The sequence below is a fragment of the Pseudomonas sp. PS1(2021) genome (genome assembly GCF_020405165.1).
GTDB lineage: Bacteria > Pseudomonadota > Gammaproteobacteria > Pseudomonadales > Pseudomonadaceae > Pseudomonas > Pseudomonas aeruginosa.
Map to the genome: position 1 here is coordinate 6,669,193 of NZ_CP084484.1, position 19,006 is coordinate 6,688,198.

Below are 19,006 nucleotides of genomic sequence, written 5' to 3' on the forward strand. Positions count from 1 at the left end.
TTTTACCGTGGCTCCATCCAACAACAAGACAGATGAGGCCTGCGGGCAATGACTGAAGTCGACCTCAATTCCGACATGGGCGAAGGCTTCGGCCCATGGACCATCGGCGATGGCGTGGACGCGGCGATCATGCCGCTGATCAGCAGCGCCAACATCGCCACCGGTTTCCATGCCGGCGACCCGAGCAGCATGCGCCGCACCGTGGAGATGGCCGCCGAGCATGGCGTGGCCATCGGCGCCCATCCGGGCTTCCGCGACCTGGTCGGCTTCGGGCGTCGGCACATCGCCGCGCCGGCCATCGAGCTGGTCAACGACATGCTCTACCAGCTTGGCGCACTGCGCGAATTCGCCCGGCTGCAGGGCCTGTCGCTGCAACACGTCAAGCCCCACGGCGCGCTCTACATGCACCTGGCGCGGGACGAGGTCGCCGCGCGCCTGTTCGTCGAGACCCTGCAACGCCTGGAACCGGAACTGCTGCTCTATTGCATGCCCGGTTCGGCCACCTGGCGCATCGGCCGGGAACTGGGCCAGCCGCTGGTGCGCGAGTTCTACGCCGACCGCGACTACGACCGCAGCGGCTCCATCGTCTTCACCCGGCGGGTCGCCGCCCTCGATCCGCAGCAGGTCGCCGACAAGGTCCTGCGCGCCTGCCGCGAGGGCAAGGTGCGCACCGTCGAGGGCGAGGACCTCGACATCGCCTTCGACTCGGTGTGCATCCACAGCGATACCCCCGGTGCCCTGGAGCTGGTCGCCAGCACCCGTGCGCGCCTGGAGGGCGCCGGCATCCGCATCAAGGCGCCGCGTTGAGCGCCGCTCGCCTCGGCGAGCCTCGCGATAAGCTTTTCTGCCATTTCCTACAACGTTCGAATAATGAGGATTCGTCATGGCCGAACATAACGTGCAGTCCCCCTTGCCCGGCACCTTCTATCGCAAGGCCAGCCCCGACGCGCCGCCCTACGCGGAGGTCGGGCAGGCGGTCGAGGCCGGCAGCGTGATCGGGCTGATCGAGGTGATGAAGCAGTTTTCCGAAGTGCAGGCCGGGCAGGCCGGCATACTCCAGGCGTTCCACGTGGAAGATGGCGAGGCCATCGAGCCGGGCCAGGTGCTGGCGGTGATCGCCAGCGCTACCTGAGGAGGATGCCATGCACAAGCGACTGAACAAGCTGCTGGTGGCCAATCGCGGCGAGATCGCCGTGCGCATCATCCGCGCCGCGCAGGCACTGGGCATTCCCACGGTAGCGGTGTGCAGCGAGGCGGATCGCGATTCGCTGGCCGCGCGGCTGGCCGATGAGGTACGCCTGATCGGCCCTGCGCGGGCCGACCGGAGCTACCTGGATATCGAGGCGATTCTCATGGCGGCGCGGGAAACCGGTGCCGACTCGATCCATCCCGGCTACGGTTTCCTCTCCGAGAACCCCGCCTTCGCCGAAGCGGTGCAGGCGGCCGGCCTGGTCTTCGTCGGTCCGGAGGCGCAGACCATCCGCCGCATGGGCGACAAGGCCGAGGCGCGGCGTACCGCGATGGCCGCCGGGGTGCCGGTGGTGCCGGGCTCGCCCGGCGAGCTGGGCGACCTCGACGCGGCGCTGGCTTGCGCCGAAGAGGTCGGCTATCCGCTGCTGGTCAAGGCCTCCGCCGGCGGCGGCGGGCGTGGCATCCGTATCGCCCACGACGCCGACGAACTGCGTCGGGAATTCCCCATCGCCCAGCGCGAGGCGCAGGCCGCCTTCGGTTCGCCGGCGGTGTACCTGGAGCGCTTCATCCGCCAGGCACGGCACATCGAAGTGCAGATCCTCGGCGATGGCGAGCGCGCGGTGCATCTGTTCGAACGCGAATGCTCGCTGCAGCGGCGGCGCCAGAAGGTCTTCGAGGAGGCACCTTCGGCGGCGCTGGACGGCGCGCAGCGCCAGGCCCTCTGCGAGAGCGCGGTGCGCCTGGCGCAGAGTCTCGGCTATCGTGGCGCGGGCACCCTGGAATACCTGTTCGACGCGCACAGCGGCGAGTTCTTCTTCATCGAGATGAACACCCGTATCCAGGTCGAGCATCCGGTCAGCGAGATGGTCACCGGCATCGACCTGGTCCAGGCCATGCTGCGCATCGCCGCCGGCGAGGCGCTGCCCTGGCGCCAGGAGGACATTCGCCTGAACGGCGCGGCGCTGGAGATGCGGATCAACGCCGAAGACCCGGCGCGCAATTTCTTCCCCAGCCCCGGCACCGTGGAGCGCCTGGAATGGCCGCAGGGCGAGGGCGTGCGAGTGGACAGCCACCTGTATCCCGGCTACCGGGTGCCGCCGTACTACGATTCGTTGCTGGCCAAGCTGATCGTCCATGGTCGCGACCGCGACGAAGCGTTCGCCCGCGCGCGCCAGGCGCTGGAGCGCACCGTGCTGGCCGGCATGGCCACTACCCTGCCGCTGCACCGCTGGCTGCTCGCCGATGCGCGGGTACAGGCCGCGCAGTTCGATACCGCTACCCTGGAAACCTGGCTCGCCGAGCGGACCGCCGCCGCGCAGGAGGTTTGAGATGCATGCCAACATCCGCTACAGCTTCGGCGGAGACGAGCACCTGTTCGCCGAGGTCGCCGAGTCCATGTCGCTGGAAGCCTTCTTCCGCGGCATGGCGATCACCCGCGCCATCGAGACCCTGCAATTGCCCGGGGTGCTCGACGTATGCCTGGCCAACGCCTCGTTCCAGGTCCGCTTCGACCCCGACCGGCTGGCCCCGCAGGCGCTGCTGGAGACCGTACGCGGCCTGGAGGTCGAGGCGGTCGCCGCGCGCAGCATCGAGACGCGTATCGTCGAAGTGCCGGTGTTGTACAACGATCCCTGGACCCACGAGACCCTGATGCGCTTCCGCGACCGGCACCAGGACCCGGACTCCACCGACCTCGAGTACGCCGCGCGGATCAACGGCTACGCCGACGTGCAGGCGTTCATCCAGGCGCACAGCGGCACGCCGTGGTTCGTCTCGATGGTCGGTTTCGTCGCCGGCCTGCCGTTCATGTACCAGATGGTCGAGCGCGAACGGCAGTTGCAGGTGCCCAAGTACCTGCGTCCGCGCATCGACACGCCGAAGCTGACCCTCGGCCACGGCGGTTGCTTCGGCTGCATCTATTCGGTGCGCGGTGCCGGCGGCTATCAGATGTTCGGCGTGACTCCGGCGCCGATCTTCGATCCCCGCCAGGGCCTGCCCTATCTCGAGGAATCGATGGTGTTCTTCCGCGCTGGCGACATCGTCCAGTTCCGCCCCATCGAGCGGACCGAATACGAGCGCATGGCGGCCGAAGTCGAAGCGGGCACATTCGACCTGCGCATCCGCCCGGTGAGTTTCGATCTCGACGCGTTCCTCGCCGATCCGCGAGGCTGCACGCAACATCTGCAGGAGGTGCTGTATGTCGATTAAGGTGCTCAAGCCCGGCCTCGCCACCTCGGTGCAGGACGCCGGCCGCGAAGGCCACTATCACCTGGGCATCCCGCCGTCCGGCGCGCTCGACCAGTATGCCCTGCGCGCTGCCAACCTGCTGGTGGGCAACGCACCGACCGCCGCCGTGCTGGAGTGCGCGCTGCTGGGGCCGCAGCTGGAGTTCCAGCGCGACGCCCTGGTGGCCGTGTGCGGGGCGCGCATGACGCCTCGCCTGGAGGGCGCGGAGATGCCGCTGGATACTTCCTTCCGGGTTCGCGCCGGCCAGGTCCTGGGGTTCGATTTCATCCGTGCCGGCGCCCGTGGCTATCTCGCCATCGACGGCGGCATCGCGGTACCCGAGGTGCTGGGCAGTCGTTCGACCTACGGTCTGGGGGCGATCGGTGGCTTGCAGGGACGACGGCTGGCGGAGGGCGACCTGCTGCCCCTGGGGCCTGCCTCGCCCTCTGCCGTGGAGGGCTTGGCGCTGCCGCGTTCGCTGCAGGTGGAGGTCGGCGGCGAGGTGAGCTTGCGGGTGGTTCCCGGACTCTACGTCCATCGCCTGACCCCCGGCGCGGTCGAGCGTTTCTTCGCCGAGACCTGGACCGTCGGCTCGGAGGCGGACCGCACCGGCTACCGCTTCAAGGGCGGCACGGCGCTCCGGTTCGAGCCGCGCGAACAGCCATTCGGCGCAGGCTCGGACCCGTCCAACATCGTCGACGCCTGCTATCCCATCGGCTCGATCCAGGTACCGGGCGGGCTCGAACCCATCGTCCTGCATCGCGATGCGGTGTCCGGTGGGGGATATGCCACGCTGGGCACGGTGATCAGCCCCGACCTGAACCGGCTGGCGCAGATGCAACCGAACCAGAAGGCGCGTTTCGTCGCCGTCAGCCTGGAGGAAGGTCTCGAGGCGCGTCGCCGTTACAACTGGCAAGTGCAACGACTCCAGCACTTCTTCCTGCGCTGAGTCGTCGATACCGGTCCGCTTCGGTCTGCGAAGCGGCCCCGGGCGGTCACTTGTAGTAGACCTCTATCGCGGCGGTGGCGTTGAAGGGGCCTGGCGTTGGAGTGCCCGTCATCCACCTCACCTGGGCGAGGAAGTTTCTTATGACCACCAATTGGTTCTGGCTATTGGGCACCAGTACGAACTCCTTGCCGATATCGATGATGCTGCGGTCTTCCTGCTTGAGAAGTCGGATTCCCACGGACTTGTTGTTGTTATCCAAAAGAGTGTCCGAACCCCACAGGGAGGTGCTGCCGGAGGGGAGGAACATCGCGTTCAGGCCATAGGCGCTGCTGCAGTTCTTATTGGCGGTGACGCTGAACGGAAGTTCCTTGAGGATCTGGTCCCGGCTGGCGAAATAGGCCTGCAGGCTTTGGAAGTCGACGGTTTTCGGAGAAAGGCTGATTGTGGACGCGCAGGCGACGTAGCGAAGGTTATTCAAGCCGTGGAGGGTCATGCGGAAGTTGTACCCCCCTATGTTATTGATAGCGCTCTCGCCATCGAACTGGAAAATCGGGTAGGCGTTTACCCCTGTGATAGGACCTTCCTTACCGGTACTGGGACCTGCCCGCTTGGAGAGAAAGAAGTTGAAGTTGACGGTCATCTTCTTCGCCCTGCCTTCGCAACCTCGTCCCGTCCAGCAACCATCGAAGTGCATGCCGATCTCCTTTCGGCACTTGTCGAGTGTCGAGCAGCGCAGGTCTTCGCCGTTCAGGTTGATGCCCACCTCCAGGTCCGAACCCAGCGCGCCCTGACCGGTTGGACTCAGGTAGAAATAGACCTGCTCTGGCCCCCAGTCGCGATCCTGGAAGCAAGTGATCGATATGGAGTAGTTCGGAGACCGCCAGAGTACGGTGTCCTTGGGGAGGACCGATGGAACAGCGATGCTCGTATCGATGTAGACATAATCTTCGGTTTGCTTGTTGTCCGATTTCCAGCACATCAAGGCGAAGCTTTTCTGCGACAGGACGAGCAGCATTGCGACAAGCATGTAACGGATGAAGGCATTCATGGGGTTCTTCTGCAGGTTGTTAATCGATTCTTGTTTTTGCAGAGCATGCCGCGCCTGTTGCAGGTGCGGCCTAGCGGTCACTTGTAATAGACCTCTATCGCGGCGGTGGCGTTGAACGGGCCTAGAATGGGTCTGCTCGTCATCCACCTCAGTTGGGCGAGAAAGTTCTTCGTCACCGTCGTCTGGGTTGGGGCGTAGGGAATGAACTCGAACTCCTTACCGATACTGATGACGCTGCGATCCTCATTGAGGAGCCTGATGCCCACTGTTGGATTGTCCTTGGCCAGCAACGTATCCGTGCTCGACAGGGTGGTATTGCTGGCGGGAATGAACATAGCGTTCAGGCCATAGGCGCTGTTGCAGCTCTTATTGGCGGTGATGCTGAAGGGAAGTTCTTTGATGACCAGATTCTGTGCGGCAAATTGCGATTGCAGTATCTGGAAGTTGAGGGTCTTTGGAGAAATGCTTAGCGTGGAGGTGCAGGCGACGTAGCGGAGGTTGTTCATGCCAAGGGCATACATACGTAGGTTCCGGCCCCCCAGGTTGTTGATGCCTCCCACTCCATCGAACTGGAACAGTGCGTAGGAGTTTACGCCCGTGATGGGACCTTCCTTGCCGGGAGTGGGGGCGGCGAGTTTGGAGAGGAAGATCTGGAAACGGACCTGCTTGGTCTGAGCCATGCCTTCGCATCCCCCTCGTCCTCCTGTCCAGCAACCATCGAAATGCATGCCTATCTTCTGCCGGCAGCCGGGGAGCGAGGAACAACGGAGGTCCTCGCCGTTCAGGTTGATGCCCACCTCCAGGTCCGAGCCCAATGCGCCCTGGCCGTCCGGACTGAGATAGAAATAGACGTCCTCAGGTCCGGTGTTTTCGCGCTCCTGGTAACACCTGACGGAGAAATCGTAGGTTGGAGAGCGCCAGAGCACGGTGTCCTTGGGCAGAGCCGAAGGCACGGCGATGCTCGTGTCGATGTTGACATAGTCGATCGTTGCCTTGTTGTCCGCTCTTTCGCAGGTCAGCGCATAACCTTTCTGCGCCAACGCAACCAGCATTCCCACAAGTAGTGTTCGGGTAATTGCATTCATGGTGTATTCCGGGCCTCATGGGTGTTTGGCGTTGGTCTCTACGCCTGATTTCAATGCGCCGTGATAAGGGTGGAGGTTCCCTCCGTCGCTGACGATCGCGTAACGCACTTTGTCGGGATGGCAGGCGGCGATGTCGAACTGATGATTGGAGAAGGGCGCCAGCATCAGGTGTTCGATGGCTTCGCCGCAGCTCCGCTCCGATGCGTCGAGGAACTCCAACTGGCTGAAGGTGATGTGGTAGGGCGAAGGATTGTGTGCCTTCGGATTGCCGCTGGTGCCGAGCGTCCACGTCACGCCCTCGTTCGCCTGCTCGACGGTGGCTTCCAGGGGCGGCCGATAGAACAGCTTGAAGCGATGGCGTAGGGCGATCTGCAGGGTCTCGGGAGTACTGGGCGCGTGCGGCACGTCCAGCACGCTCAACAGCAGGTAGGTCTCGCGGTCGGTGGGCAGGCCCTGGCCCTGGTAGAGCACCTCCACCTTGGCCCGCTGGCCGGCGCCCAGGCGGAGCAGCGGCCTGGACACGGCGAAGGGCAGCGCCTGCCCCTTGCCGTCGGTACCCCAATCCAGGGAGATTTCCGCCAGGGCCGGCTCCTTGCCCTCGTTGACCAGCGTGATCGGCAGGCGCTTGCCTTTCATCACGAAACGGTTCTGGCCGTCGAACGAGAGATCGGCATGGGCGGACATGCACAGCCAGGCGAATATCGATGCAAGAACCATCCGAAGCCAACTTCGGACCTGGAAGAGGCGCTTTCCATTCATATTCCTGAATGTGCCCGAATGAAACCCGTATCGTGTTTTGGAAAGTGGTTGGTCGGAAGGATCGAATATATTTTTCGTTATACTTCCGCTGCGCTTTGAATGGCTATATTTAGGGTGGTTGGTTGCGTTCATGGTTCAAGTCTGGATAACTTGTTTTCGTTGCGCACCGCTAGGGTGGCAAGAGATTCAATGTTTCTCCATGTTAGAAACCTGCCAGGGAATATATAAATAAGATATTTCCTATTTCTTGTAGGAAATATCCTAAGCATTACTTGTAGTTTTCCGAGGTAGTTGCGCCGTTTCTTCTAGGGAGCCGAGTGCCACATAGAGGACGAGGCCGATTGGAGCAGTCGATGACTGCTGGCTTCTATATGGGTGATCAAATATTGATCAGATGTAGCCCTGTGTCCTGGGTTGGGTTGACAGCGTCATACAGCCACTTATGATGCCCTTGAGCCTGACCCCCGGCGTGCCGGGGCTCCCCGACAAAAGGCGCCATACAAGCGTCGAAGGAATCTTCCCCATGAGTGCAACCGCTTCCGTCGCCACCCGTCACGACTGGTCCCTCGCCGAAGTCCGTGCCCTGTTCGAGCAACCGTTCAACGACCTGCTGTTCCAGGCGCAGACGGTGCATCGCGCGCACTTCGACCCGAACCGCGTGCAGGTCTCGACGCTGCTGTCGATCAAGACCGGCGCCTGCCCCGAGGACTGCAAGTACTGCCCGCAGTCCGGCCACTACAACACCGGCCTGGACAAGGAGAAGCTGTTGGAGGTGCAGAAGGTCCTCGAGGCGGCGGCCGAGGCCAAGGCCATCGGTTCGACCCGCTTCTGCATGGGCGCTGCCTGGAAGCACCCGTCGGCCAAGGACATGCCCTACGTCTTGGAGATGGTCAAGGGCGTGAAGAAGCTCGGCCTGGAGACCTGCATGACCCTCGGTCGCTTGACCCAGGAACAGACCCAGGCGCTGGCGGACGCCGGCCTCGACTACTACAACCACAACCTGGATACCTCGCCGGAGTTCTACGGCAACATCATCACCACCCGCACCTATAGCGAGCGCCTGCAGACCCTGGCCTACGTGCGCGAGGCGGGGATGAAGATCTGCTCCGGCGGCATCCTCGGCATGGGCGAGTCGGTGGACGACCGCGCCGGCCTGCTGATCCAACTGGCGAACCTGCCGGAGCACCCGGAGTCGGTGCCGATCAACATGCTGGTGAAGGTCAAGGGCACGCCCCTGGCGGAAGAGAAGGACGTCGATCCCTTCGACTTCATCCGCACCCTGGCGGTGGCCCGGATCATGATGCCGAAGTCCCACGTGCGCCTGTCCGCCGGCCGCGAGCAGATGAACGAGCAGATGCAGGCGCTGGCCTTCATGGCCGGGGCCAACTCGATCTTCTACGGCGAAAAGCTGCTGACCACGAAGAACCCGCAGGCCGAAAAGGACATGCAGTTGTTCGCCCGTCTCGGCATCAAGCCGGAAGAGCGCGAAGAGCACGCCGACGAAGTGCACCAGGCCGCCATCGAGCAGGCGTTGGTGGAACAACGCGAATCGAAGCTGTTCTATAACGCCGCTTCCGCCTGACCATACTGGAAGGGAGGGTGCCGCCGTCCCTTCGTTGCAGCCGCTGATGTCGGCCCTGCGTGGACGGGTGCGCCTGCGTCCGTCCAGCAACACGAGCGACCTGCCATGTCCTTCGATCTCGCTTCCCGCCTCGCCAGCCGGCGCGCGGAAGACCTCTACCGCCAGCGGCCGCTGCTGGAGTCGGCCCAGGGCCCGGACGTCGTGGTCGACGGCCAGCCGCTGCTGGCCTTCTGTTCCAACGACTACCTCGGCCTGGCCAACCATCCCGAGGTGATCGCCGCGCTGCGCGCCGGCGCCGAGCGCTGGGGCGTGGGCGGTGGCGCCTCGCACCTGGTGGTCGGCCACAGCGGCCCGCACCACGAACTGGAGCTGGCCCTCGCCGAATTCACCGGGCGGCCGCGCGCGCTGCTGTTCTCCACCGGCTACATGGCCAATCTCGGCGCGGTGACCGCGCTGGTCGGCAAGGGCGACACGGTGCTGGAGGACCGCCTCAACCACGCTTCGCTGCTGGATGCCGGATTGCTCTCCGGCGCGCGTTTCTCGCGCTACCTGCACAACGACCCGGCAAGCCTCGCCGCGCGCCTGGACAAGGCCGAGGGCAATACCCTGGTGGTCACCGACGGGGTCTTCAGCATGGACGGCAATCTCGCCGACCTGCCGGCCCTGGCCGCCGTCGCGCAGGCCCGCGGCGCCTGGCTGATGGTCGACGACGCGCATGGCTTCGGCCCGCTGGGCGCCAGCGGCGGCGGGATCGTCGAACACTTCGGCCTCGGCCAGGAGCAGGTGCCGGTGCTGATCGGCACCCTCGGCAAGGGTTTCGGTACCGCCGGCGCCTTCGTAGCGAGCAGCGAGGAACTGATCGAGACCCTGATCCAGTACGCCCGGCCCTACATCTACACCACCAGCCAGCCGCCAGCGGTGGCCTGCGCCACCCTGAAGAGCCTGGAGCTGCTGAGCCGCGAAAGCTGGCGGCGGCAACACCTGGCGGCGCTGATCGCCCGTTTCCGCCATGGCGCCGAGGCGCTTGGCCTGACCCTGATGGACAGCTTCACGCCGATCCAGCCGATCCTGGTCGGCGGCAGCCGCCAGGCCGTGGCCCTGGCCGGCATGCTTCGAGCCCGTGGCATCATGGTCGGCGCGATCCGCCCGCCAACCGTGCCGGCCAACAGCGCGCGGCTGCGCGTCACGCTGTCCGCCGCGCACAGCGAAGCGCAGGTCGACCGCTTGCTCGAAGCCCTCGGCGAAAGCTGGCGACAGCTGTCGTCTAGCCTTCTGGCAGAGATCGAAGCCGAGGAGGGAGACGATGCGTGACCACTTGATCCTGTTGCCGGGCTGGGGCCTGGGTAGCGCACCGCTGGAACCGCTGCGCGACGCGCTGCACGAGCGCGAGCCGCACCTGAACGTGTTGATCGAGCCGCTGCCGTCGCTGGACGACGCCGCCGACTGGCTCGACGAACTCGACGATAACCTGCCGCGCGATAGCTGGCTGGCCGGCTGGTCGCTGGGAGGCATGCTCGCCGGCGAACTGGCGGCGCGCCGCGGCGACGATTGCCGGGGACTGCTGACCCTGGCCAGCAATCCGTGCTTCCGCGTGCGCGAGGACTGGCCGAACGCGATGCCGGCGGAAACCTTCGAGGACTTCTTCGAGGCTTTCCTGCTCGAACCGCACCTGACCCGCAAGCGTTTCACCCTGCTGGTCAGCCAGGGTGCGCGCGACCCTCGGACCCTGGCGCGGCAACTGCAGGTGGCGCTGCCGCAGCTGGAGCGCGAGGCGCTGGTCGCCGGCCTGCAGTTGCTCGGCCAACTGGATACCCGGGCCGCCCTGGAAAACTTCCGCGGGCCGCAATTGCACCTGTTCGCCGAAGCCGATGCGCTGGTGCCGCTGGCCGCCGCCGAGGCCCTGCTCGAGTGGCTGCCGGACGTCGAGGTCTCGACCCTGGCGGCCAGTCACGGCCTGCCGCTGGAATGCCCGGACGAGGTGGCCGGCGCAATCCTGAGATTCCTTCGCGAGGGTGACGATGCCTGACGATTCCTCGCCGCTGCTGGCGCCCCATGGCGTTGCCGCGCTGCCCGACAAGCGCCAGGTCGCCGCGTCGTTTTCCCGCGCGGCGGCCAGCTACGACGCGGTGGCCGAACTCCAGCGCGGCGTCGGTGAGAGCCTGCTGTCGGCATTGCCGGAAGGCTTCTCGCCGCGCCGCTGGGTCGATCTCGGCTGCGGCACCGGTTATTTCAGCCGGGCCCTGGAACGACGCTTCGGTGCGGCCGAGGGCCTAGCCGTGGATATCGCCGAAGGCATGCTGCGGCATGCCTGCGCGCGCGGCGGCGCCAGCCATTTCATCGGCGGCGACGCCGAGAGGCTGCCGTTGCGTGACGGCAGTTGCGACCTGCTGTTCTCCAGCCTGGCCATCCAGTGGTGCGCCGACCTCCCGGCGGTCCTGGCCGAGGCGCGGCGGGTCCTGCGGCCGGGCGGCGTGCTGGCGTTCAGCAGCCTGTGCGTCGGTACCCTGGGCGAGTTGCGCGACAGTTGGCGGGTGGTGGACGGCTTCGTCCACGTCAATCGCTTCCGCGCCTTCGCCGACTACCTGCAACACGCGGCCGGCAGCGGCCTGCTGCCGCTGACCCTGCGCCACGAGGACCGGCTCCTGCATTTCCCCGACCTGCGCAGCCTGACCCACGAACTCAAGGCGCTGGGCGCGCACAACCTCAACCCCGGGCGGCCCGACGGCCTGACCGGGCGCCAGCGCATCCGCGCGCTGGTCGCCGCCTACGAGCGTTTCCGCCAGCCCGAGGGGCTGCCCGCTACCTACCGCGTCGTCTTCGGCGTGCTGCGCAAGGATTCCTGAACCATGCCGGCGTTCTTCGTCACCGGTACCGACACCGAGATCGGCAAGACCACCATCGCCGCCGGCCTGCTCCACGCGGCCCGGAGTGCCGGGCTGAGCACCGCCGCGGCGAAGCCGGTGGCCTCCGGCTGCGAGCCCACGGCGCAAGGCCTGCGCAATGGCGACGCGTTGGTGTTGCTCGGCCAGTGCTCGCTGGCGCTGGCCTACGAGCAGGTCAACCCGCTGGCCTTCGCACCGGCCATCGCCCCGCACCTGGCGGCGCGCGAGGCTGGCGTCGAACTGAGCGCCGCACGCTTGCACGAGGCGGTGCGCGAGGTGCTGGCGCTACAGGCCGACTTCACCCTGGTGGAGGGCGCCGGCGGATGGCGCGTGCCGTTGCTGGGCCGCGAGAACCTGTCCGACCTGGCGCGCCTGCTGGCGCTGCCGGTGGTGCTGGTGGTCGGCGTGCGCCTGGGCTGTATCAACCATGCGCTGCTCAGCGCCGAGGCGATCCTGGGCGACGGCCTGGCGCTGGCCGGCTGGGTGGCCAACGTCGTCGACCCGGCTACCTCGCGCCTGGAAGAGAACCTGGCGACCCTCGCCGAACGCCTGCCGGCGCCCTGCCTGGGTCGGGTACCGCGCCTGGAGGAAGCCACTCCCGCGGCCGTGGCCGCGCACCTCGACCTGCGGCCCCTGGGTATCGGGCTATAAACAGCGGGCCGTCCATAACCAACGGGCGGTACCCAGCGCCGGCCAAGTCTGCTTGAATAGAAGCCACTTGCTATCGCAGTGGCGCATGCGCGTCCCCAGGAGTAGAGGGTGGAAATTTCCGGCAACGCTTTCGTCAGTGGCCTCAACGCGGTGCAGTCGGGCAGCGCCCGCGTCGCCCAGGCCGGCAGCGAGATCGCCCGCAATACCGTGGAGGCCCGTTCGGCCCAGGCCGAGCAGATGGTCGAACTGACCCGCGGCAAGCTCGAGGCGCAGAGCGGCGCCCGGGTCATCGAGGTAGCCGACGAGACCCTCGGTACCCTGATCGATACCCACGCCTGACTTCCTGGCGGCCGGCAGCGGCCGCCCCGACCCTTCCTTTTCCGACTGTCACCCGGCGGCCCCTGAAGCCTGCCGGGCGCTTCGCCATGGGCTTTACTGAGAGAGACGAAAGTGCTTTGGAAGGACGTGGTTGCCAGTGATTTCGGGCATGACCGAGCGGTCGGTTCGGATGCTTGACAAGGGATTGGCGTAAACGTATGTTTCAAACGCCTGTTTGAGAGTCGGGACGCATGAGTGCGTCCGGCAAGGCGACCGGGAGCGATCCCGCACTGCGACCGCAGACTCTGGACATCCGTCCGGTCGCCGATTAACCAGAACCCTTCGTAGAGGTTGACTGCTATGCCTGATTACAAGGCCCCCTTGCGTGATATCCGTTTCGTTCGCGACGAGCTGCTGGGCTACGAAGCGCACTACCAGAGCCTGCCGGGCGCCGAAGACGCGACTCCCGACATGGTCAACGCCATCCTCGAGGAAGGTGCGAAGTTCTGCGAACAGGTGATCGCTCCGCTGAACCGCGTTGGCGACCTGGAAGGCTGCACCTGGAGCGCCGACGGCGTGAAGACCCCGACCGGCTTCAAGGAGGCCTACCAGCAGTTCGTCGAAGGCGGCTGGCCGAGCCTGGCCCATGACGTCGAGCACGGCGGCCAGGGTCTGCCGGAATCCCTCGGCCTGGCCATCAGCGAGATGGTCGGCCAGGCCAACTGGTCCTGGGGCATGTACCCGGGCCTGTCCCACGGCGCCATGAACACCCTGCATGCCCACGGCACCGCCGAGCAGCAGGCAACCTACCTGACCAAGCTGGTCTCCGGCGAGTGGACCGGCACCATGTGCCTGACCGAGCCGCACTGCGGCACCGACCTGGGCATGCTGCGCACCAAGGCCGAGCCGCAGGCCGACGGTAGCTACAAGGTCACCGGCACCAAGATCTTCATCTCCGCCGGCGAGCACGACATGGCCGACAACATCGTCCATATCGTCCTGGCCCGCCTGCCCGACGCCCCGCAGGGCACCAAGGGCATCTCGCTGTTCATCGTGCCGAAGTTCCTGCCCAACGCCGAAGGCAACGCCGGCGAGCGCAACGCGGTTTCCTGCGGTTCCATCGAGCACAAGATGGGCATCCACGGCAACGCCACCTGCGTGATGAACTTCGACGCCGCCACCGGCTTCCTGATCGGCCCGCCGAACAAGGGCCTGAACTGCATGTTCACCTTCATGAACACCGCTCGCCTGGGTACCGCGCTGCAAGGCCTGGCCCATGCCGAAGTCGGTTTCCAGGGCGGCATCGCCTATGCTCGCGAGCGTCTGCAGATGCGCTCGCTGACCGGTCCGAAGGCGCCCGAGAAGCCCGCCGACCCGATCATCGTGCATCCTGACGTGCGCCGCATGCTGCTGACCATGAAGGCCTTCGCCGAAGGCAACCGCGCGATGCTGTACTTCGCCGCCAAGCAGGTCGACATCGTCCAGCGCAGCCAGGACGAAGAGCAGAAGAAAGCCGCCGACTCGATGCTGGCCTTCCTCACGCCGATCGCCAAGGCGTTCATGACCGAAGTCGGCTTCGAGTCCGCCAACCACGGCGTGCAGATCTTCGGTGGCCACGGTTTCATCGCCGAACACGGCATGGAGCAGAACGTCCGCGACAGCCGCATCTCGATGCTGTACGAAGGCACCACCGGCGTTCAGGCCCTCGACCTGCTGGGTCGCAAGGTGCTGATGACCCAGGGCGAGGCGCTGAAGGGCTTCACCAAGATCGTGCACAAGTTCTGCCAGGCCAACGAAGCCAACGAAGCCGTCAAGGAATTCGTCGCTCCGCTGGCGCAGCTGAACAAGGAGTGGGGCGACCTGACCATGAAGGTCGGCATGGCCGCCATGAAGGATCGCGAGGAAGTCGGCGCCGCTTCGGTGGACTACCTGATGTACTCCGGCTACGCCTGCCTGGCCTACTTCTGGGCCGACATGGCGCGCCTGGCCGCCGAGAAGCTGGCCGCCGGCACCGGCGAGGAAGCCTTCTACAAGGCCAAGCTGCAGACCGCGCGCTTCTACTTCCAGCGCATCCTGCCGCGTACCCGCGCCCACGTCGCCGCCATGCTGTCCGGCGCCAGCAACCTGATGGAGATGGCCGAGGAAGATTTCGCCCTCGGTTACTGATGGCACGGGCCGCTGGCGGCCCGTTCCCCAGGTGAGAAAGAGCCCGCCCTTCGGCGGGCTTTTTCATGCCTGCGATCCGCTGCATCCTGGCCTTCCGACCTCGGGGTTATGGCGTTGCATTCAGCGTCCGCAGCGTGATTGTAGGCGCCCGCCCGGCGCAGTAGCTTCGAGGGATTCGCGCCTGTGGGGCGCCCCTGCCGAGGAGAACAGAGATGCCGGAATACAAGGCTCCGCTGCGCGACATGCGCTTCCTGATCGATGAGGTATTCGACTTCCATGGGCGCTACCAGGCGCTCGGCGCCAGCGACGCGACCCCGGACATGGTGGCGGCGATCCTCGATGAAGGGTCGAAATTCTGCGAACAGGTTCTGGCGCCGCTGAACCGCTCCGGCGACGAAGAGGGCTGCCACTTCGACAACGGCGTGGTGACCACGCCCAAGGGTTTCAAGGAAGCCTATGCACAGTACGTCGAGGGTGGCTGGAACGGTGTCGCCAGCGATCCCGCGTACGGCGGCCAGGGCCTGCCGCACTCGCTGGGTCTGCTGCTCAGCGAGATGATCGGCGCCAGCAATGTCTCCTGGGGCATGTACCCGGGCCTGACCCGCGGCGCCATGTCGGCGATCCACGCCCACGGCAGCCAGGCGCAGAAGGACCTCTACCTGGCGCGGATGACCGCCGGCACCTGGACCGGCACCATGTGCCTGACCGAGCCGCACTGCGGCACCGACCTGGGCATCATCAAGACCCGCGCGGTGCCGAACGCCGACGGCAGCCATGCGATCAGCGGGACGAAGATCTTCATCTCCGCCGGCGAGCACGACCTGAGCGAGAACATCGTCCACCTGGTGCTGGCCAAGCTTCCCGATGCGCCGGCCGGGACCAAGGGTATCTCGCTGTTCATCGTGCCGAAGTTCCTACCCGACGCCGAAGGTAACGTGGGCGCGCGCAATGCGGTCTCCTGTGGCTCCATCGAGCACAAGATGGGGATCAAGGCCTCGGCCACCTGTGTGATGAACTTCGACGGCGCCACCGGCTACCTGATCGGCGAGCCGAACAAGGGCCTGCACTGCATGTTCACCATGATGAACCACGCCCGCCTGGGCACCGGCATGCAGGGCCTGTGCCTTGGCGAGACCAGTTACCAGGGCGCCGTGCGCTACGCCCGGGAGCGCTTGCAGATGCGCTCGCTGACCGGGCCGAAGGCGCCGGACAAGCCGGCCGACCCGATCATCGTGCACCCCGACGTGCGGCGCATGCTGCTGACCATGAAGGCGTTCAACGAAGGCAACCGCGCGCTGGCCTACTTCACCGCCCAGTTGCTCGACACCGAGCACCTGTCGCAGGACGCCGCCGAGCGCGAGCGGGCCGCCGACCTGCTGGCCTTCCTGACGCCGATCTGCAAGGCCTTCATGACCGAGACCGGGCAGGAGGTGACCAACCTCGGCATGCAGGTCTACGGCGGCCACGGCTACATCCGCGAGTGGGGCATGGAGCAGTTGGTCCGCGATTGCCGCATCGCACAGATCTACGAAGGCACCAACGGCATCCAGGCCCTCGACCTGCTCGGCCGCAAGGTACTGGGCAGCCAGGGCAAGCTGTTGCGCGGTTTCACCAAACTGGTCCACCAGTTGTGCCAGGCCCAGGCCGAGCATCCGCAACTGAAGGGACAGGTCGCGCAACTGGCGGCGCTGAACGCGCAGTGGGGCGAACTGACCCAGCAGGTGGGCCTGGCGGCGATGAAGAATGCCGACGAAGTGGGCGCCGCCTCGGTGGACTACCTGATGTTCTCCGGCTACGTGACCCTGGCCTATTTCTGGTTGCGCATCGCCCTGGTGGCGCGCGAGAAGCTGGATGCCGGCAGCGGCGAGGCCGCGTTCTACGAAGCCAAGCTGGCCACCGCCGACTTCTACTTCAGTCGCCTGCTGCCGCGCACCGCGGCGCACGCCGCGGCGATCCAGGCCGGCGCGGCGGGCCTGATGAGCCTGTCGGCGGAGCAGTTTTCGCTCTAGCGGCTGCCGGGGCAGGGGCGCGGCGCTTCTTCCCCCGGTTTCTCCCGCACCCGCCGGGCCCGTCGGACTCCCGGCGAACTCGCTCGAGCCCGCGAAAAGCGGGCTTTCTCATGCCTGTCGCATAGAAGACCGATATAGACTTTCCGGTCACGACGTGACGCTACAAGTCCGAAATGTTGGTGGTGTAGACTCGGCCGCGGCACGCCTTTCGTGCCTCCATTTTGTTGCCGCTGGCCCCCGGCCGGCGATCGGTACGATCGAGGATTCCCCACATGGCTGATTACAAAGCTCCGCTGCGCGACATGCGCTTCGTCCTCAATGAGGTGTTCGAGGTCTCCCGGCTCTGGGCGCAACTGCCGGCGCTGGCCGAAGTGGTCGACGCCGAGACCGCCGCGGCGATCCTCGAAGAGGCCGGCAAGGTCACCGCCGGTACCATCGCCCCGCTGAACCGTCCGGGCGACGAGGAAGGCTGCCAGTGGAACGCTGGCGCGGTGAGCACCCCGGCCGGCTTCCCCGAGGCCTACCGGACCTACGCCGAAGGCGGCTGGGTCGGCGTCGGCGGTGATCCGACCTACGGCGGCATGGGTATGCCCAAGGTGATCTCGGCGCAGGTCGAGGAACTGGTCAACTCGGCCAACCTGTCGTTCGGCCTGTATCCGATGCTGACCGCCGGCGCCTGCCTGGCGCTCAATGCCCATGCCAGCGACGAACTGAAGGACAAGTACCTGCCGAACATGTACGCCGGTATTTGGGCCGGTTCCATGTGCCTGACCGAGCCGCATGCCGGCACCGACCTGGGCATCATCCGCACCAGGGCCGAGCCGCAGGCCGACGGCTCCTACAAGATCAGCGGGACCAAGATCTTCATCACCGGCGGCGAGCATGACCTGACCGAGAACATCATCCACCTGGTGCTGGCCAAGCTGCCCGACGCCCCGGCCGGGCCGAAGGGCATCTCGCTGTTCCTGGTACCGAAGGTGCTGGTCAACGCCGACGGTTCGCTGGGCGAGAAGAACAGCCTGGGTTGCGGCTCCATCGAGCACAAGATGGGGATCAAGGCCTCGGCCACCTGCGTGATGAACTTCGACGGCGCTACCGGTTGGCTGGTGGGCGAGGTCAACAAGGGCCTGGCGGCGATGTTCACCATGATGAACTACGAGCGCCTTGGCGTCGGCATCCAGGGCCTGGCCACTGGCGAGCGCTCCTACCAGAGCGCCATCGAATATGCCCGCGAGCGTATCCAGAGCCGCGCGCCGACCGGCCCGGTGGCCAAGGACAAGGCCGCCGACCCGATCATCGTACACCCCGACGTGCGTCGCATGCTGCTCACCATGAAGGCGCTGAACGAAGGCGGCCGCGCCTTCTCCAGCTACGTCGCGATGCAGTTGGACACCGCCAAGTACAGCGAAGAGGCGGTCACCCGCAAGCGCGCGGAAGAGCTGGTGGCGCTGCTGACCCCGGTGGCCAAGGCATTCCTCACCGACATGGGGCTGGAAACCACCATCCATGGCCAGCAGGTGTTCGGCGGCCACGGCTTCATCCGCGAATGGGGCCAGGAGCAACTGGTGCGCGACTGTCGCATCACGCAGATCTACGAAGGCACCAATGGCATTCAGGCGCTCGACCTGGTGGGGCGCAAGGTGATCGGCAGCGGCGGCGCCTTCTCCCGTCACTTCACCAACGAGATCAAGGCCTTCGTCGCTTCCGCCGACGAGGCCCTGGGCGAGTTCAGCAAGCCGCTGGCGGCCGCCGTGGAGAACCTGGAAGAGCTGACCGCCTGGCTGCTCGACCGCGCCAAGGGCAATCCCAACGAGATCGGCGCGGCGTCGGTCGAATACCTGCATGTGTTCGGCTACACCGCCTATGCCTACATGTGGGCATTGATGGCGCGCACCGCGCTGGCCAAGCAGGGCGAGGACGACTTCTACGCCAGCAAGCTGGGTACCGCGCGCTTCTACTTCGCCCGCCTGCTGCCGCGCATCCATTCCCTGAGCGCCTCCGTGCGCGCCGGCAGCGAGTCGCTGTACCTGCTGGACGCCGAGCAGTTCTGAGGCCTGGCGCCTGAGACGGAAAGCCCCGCGATGCGGGGCTTTTTTCTGGGCGCCGGGGGCTCGGCGCGCGGGACGGGTGGGGGGATATC

At 65.9% G+C, this 19,006-nt stretch carries 17 protein-coding genes; 14 read left to right on the forward strand and 3 right to left on the reverse strand.

Features of this window, described 5'->3' with window-relative positions:
* Positions 1-48: 48 nt before the first annotated feature.
* The 5 genes from LE197_RS31560 to LE197_RS31580 all read left to right on the forward strand — a co-directional run bounded on the left by LE197_RS31560 (position 49) and on the right by LE197_RS31580 (position 4,366).
* Positions 49-807 carry a 5-oxoprolinase subunit PxpA gene (locus tag LE197_RS31560; protein ID WP_003103315.1) on the forward strand — a complete coding sequence of 253 codons (759 nt, stop codon included), beginning with the start codon at positions 49-51 and terminating at the stop codon, positions 805-807.
* Positions 808-883: 76 nt separating this feature from the next.
* Complete coding sequence (locus LE197_RS31565) at positions 884-1,132, forward strand: acetyl-CoA carboxylase (protein ID WP_003084813.1); 249 nt, start codon at positions 884-886, stop codon at positions 1,130-1,132.
* 10 nt (positions 1,133-1,142) lie between these two features.
* On the forward strand, positions 1,143-2,519 hold the full coding sequence (locus tag LE197_RS31570; RefSeq protein WP_003113254.1) for an acetyl-CoA carboxylase biotin carboxylase subunit: 1,377 nt from the start codon (positions 1,143-1,145) through the stop codon (positions 2,517-2,519).
* Position 2,520: 1 nt separating this feature from the next.
* A complete protein-coding gene (locus LE197_RS31575; protein ID WP_003103323.1) occupies positions 2,521-3,399 on the forward strand; it encodes a 5-oxoprolinase subunit B family protein in 879 nt (292 codons plus the stop codon).
* Positions 3,389-4,366 (forward strand): biotin-dependent carboxyltransferase family protein, encoded by a 978-nt coding sequence (locus LE197_RS31580; RefSeq protein ID WP_003142717.1) that lies wholly within the window; start codon positions 3,389-3,391, stop codon positions 4,364-4,366. The genes LE197_RS31575 and LE197_RS31580 overlap by 11 nt, the downstream gene beginning before the upstream one ends.
* 46 nt (positions 4,367-4,412) lie before the next feature.
* Here LE197_RS31580 and LE197_RS31585 read toward each other — a convergent pair whose 3' ends face one another.
* From LE197_RS31585 to LE197_RS31595, 3 genes are all read right to left on the reverse strand, one after another.
* Complete coding sequence (locus LE197_RS31585) at positions 4,413-5,414, reverse strand: fimbrial protein (protein WP_003113251.1); 1,002 nt, start codon at positions 5,412-5,414, stop codon at positions 4,413-4,415.
* A 77-nt stretch (positions 5,415-5,491) separates the two neighbouring features.
* On the reverse strand, positions 5,492-6,499 hold the full coding sequence (locus LE197_RS31590) for a fimbrial protein (protein WP_003118851.1): 1,008 nt from the start codon (positions 6,497-6,499) through the stop codon (positions 5,492-5,494).
* Positions 6,500-6,514: 15 nt separating this feature from the next.
* Entirely contained in the window at positions 6,515-7,216 is a 702-nt protein-coding gene (locus LE197_RS31595; RefSeq protein WP_003118852.1) for a molecular chaperone, read from the reverse strand.
* Between the two features lie 565 nt (positions 7,217-7,781).
* Here LE197_RS31595 and bioB point away from each other — a divergent pair.
* The 9 genes from bioB to LE197_RS31640 all read left to right on the forward strand — a co-directional run bounded on the left by bioB (position 7,782) and on the right by LE197_RS31640 (position 18,917).
* Positions 7,782-8,840, forward strand: a complete 1,059-nt coding sequence (gene bioB, locus LE197_RS31600) for a biotin synthase BioB (RefSeq protein WP_004346507.1) — start codon at positions 7,782-7,784, stop codon at positions 8,838-8,840.
* 105 nt (positions 8,841-8,945) lie between these two features.
* The gene (gene bioF, locus LE197_RS31605; RefSeq protein ID WP_196752336.1) at positions 8,946-10,151 is read left to right on the forward strand and encodes an 8-amino-7-oxononanoate synthase; all 1,206 of its coding nucleotides are present in this window, start codon (positions 8,946-8,948) and stop codon (positions 10,149-10,151) included.
* Positions 10,144-10,866 carry an alpha/beta fold hydrolase gene (locus LE197_RS31610; protein WP_003103332.1) on the forward strand — a complete coding sequence of 241 codons (723 nt, stop codon included), beginning with the start codon at positions 10,144-10,146 and terminating at the stop codon, positions 10,864-10,866. The genes bioF and LE197_RS31610 overlap by 8 nt, the downstream gene beginning before the upstream one ends.
* Positions 10,859-11,683, forward strand: a complete 825-nt coding sequence (gene bioC / locus LE197_RS31615; protein ID WP_025270837.1) for a malonyl-ACP O-methyltransferase BioC — start codon at positions 10,859-10,861, stop codon at positions 11,681-11,683. The genes LE197_RS31610 and bioC overlap by 8 nt, the downstream gene beginning before the upstream one ends.
* A 3-nt stretch (positions 11,684-11,686) precedes the next feature.
* The gene (gene bioD, locus LE197_RS31620) at positions 11,687-12,373 is read left to right on the forward strand and encodes a dethiobiotin synthase (protein WP_003103336.1); all 687 of its coding nucleotides are present in this window, start codon (positions 11,687-11,689) and stop codon (positions 12,371-12,373) included.
* Positions 12,374-12,481: 108 nt separating this feature from the next.
* Positions 12,482-12,712: a hypothetical protein gene (locus tag LE197_RS31625; protein ID WP_003113246.1), complete on the forward strand. Its 231-nt coding sequence runs from the start codon at positions 12,482-12,484 to the stop codon at positions 12,710-12,712.
* A 339-nt stretch (positions 12,713-13,051) separates the two neighbouring features.
* Positions 13,052-14,857, forward strand: a complete 1,806-nt coding sequence (locus tag LE197_RS31630) for a phenylacyl-CoA dehydrogenase (protein ID WP_003103341.1) — start codon at positions 13,052-13,054, stop codon at positions 14,855-14,857.
* A gap of 212 nt (positions 14,858-15,069) precedes the next feature.
* On the forward strand, positions 15,070-16,866 hold the full coding sequence (locus tag LE197_RS31635; protein WP_003103343.1) for an acyl-CoA dehydrogenase C-terminal domain-containing protein: 1,797 nt from the start codon (positions 15,070-15,072) through the stop codon (positions 16,864-16,866).
* Between the two features lie 272 nt (positions 16,867-17,138).
* Positions 17,139-18,917: an acyl-CoA dehydrogenase C-terminal domain-containing protein gene (locus LE197_RS31640; protein WP_025270838.1), complete on the forward strand. Its 1,779-nt coding sequence runs from the start codon at positions 17,139-17,141 to the stop codon at positions 18,915-18,917.
* Positions 18,918-19,006: the final 89 nt, after the last annotated feature.

Bases quoted from the DNA above. Each gene is read 5' to 3' on its own strand.
- LE197_RS31560 (WP_003103315.1), top strand. From the start codon at position 49: ATGACTGAAGTCGACCTCAATTCCGACATGGGCGAAGGCTTCGGCCCA.
- LE197_RS31565 (WP_003084813.1), top strand. From the start codon at position 884: ATGGCCGAACATAACGTGCAGTCCCCCTTGCCCGGCACCTTCTATCGC.
- LE197_RS31570 (WP_003113254.1), top strand. From the start codon at position 1,143: ATGCACAAGCGACTGAACAAGCTGCTGGTGGCCAATCGCGGCGAGATC.
- LE197_RS31575 (WP_003103323.1), top strand. From the start codon at position 2,521: ATGCATGCCAACATCCGCTACAGCTTCGGCGGAGACGAGCACCTGTTC.
- LE197_RS31580 (WP_003142717.1), top strand. From the start codon at position 3,389: ATGTCGATTAAGGTGCTCAAGCCCGGCCTCGCCACCTCGGTGCAGGAC.
- LE197_RS31585 (WP_003113251.1), bottom strand. From the start codon at position 5,414: ATGAATGCCTTCATCCGTTACATGCTTGTCGCAATGCTGCTCGTCCTG.
- LE197_RS31590 (WP_003118851.1), bottom strand. From the start codon at position 6,499: ATGAATGCAATTACCCGAACACTACTTGTGGGAATGCTGGTTGCGTTG.
- LE197_RS31595 (WP_003118852.1), bottom strand. From the start codon at position 7,216: ATGGTTCTTGCATCGATATTCGCCTGGCTGTGCATGTCCGCCCATGCC.
- bioB (WP_004346507.1), top strand. From the start codon at position 7,782: ATGAGTGCAACCGCTTCCGTCGCCACCCGTCACGACTGGTCCCTCGCC.
- bioF (WP_196752336.1), top strand. From the start codon at position 8,946: ATGTCCTTCGATCTCGCTTCCCGCCTCGCCAGCCGGCGCGCGGAAGAC.
- LE197_RS31610 (WP_003103332.1), top strand. From the start codon at position 10,144: ATGCGTGACCACTTGATCCTGTTGCCGGGCTGGGGCCTGGGTAGCGCA.
- bioC (WP_025270837.1), top strand. From the start codon at position 10,859: ATGCCTGACGATTCCTCGCCGCTGCTGGCGCCCCATGGCGTTGCCGCG.
- bioD (WP_003103336.1), top strand. From the start codon at position 11,687: ATGCCGGCGTTCTTCGTCACCGGTACCGACACCGAGATCGGCAAGACC.
- LE197_RS31630 (WP_003103341.1), top strand. From the start codon at position 13,052: ATGCCTGATTACAAGGCCCCCTTGCGTGATATCCGTTTCGTTCGCGAC.
- LE197_RS31635 (WP_003103343.1), top strand. From the start codon at position 15,070: ATGCCGGAATACAAGGCTCCGCTGCGCGACATGCGCTTCCTGATCGAT.
- LE197_RS31640 (WP_025270838.1), top strand. From the start codon at position 17,139: ATGGCTGATTACAAAGCTCCGCTGCGCGACATGCGCTTCGTCCTCAAT.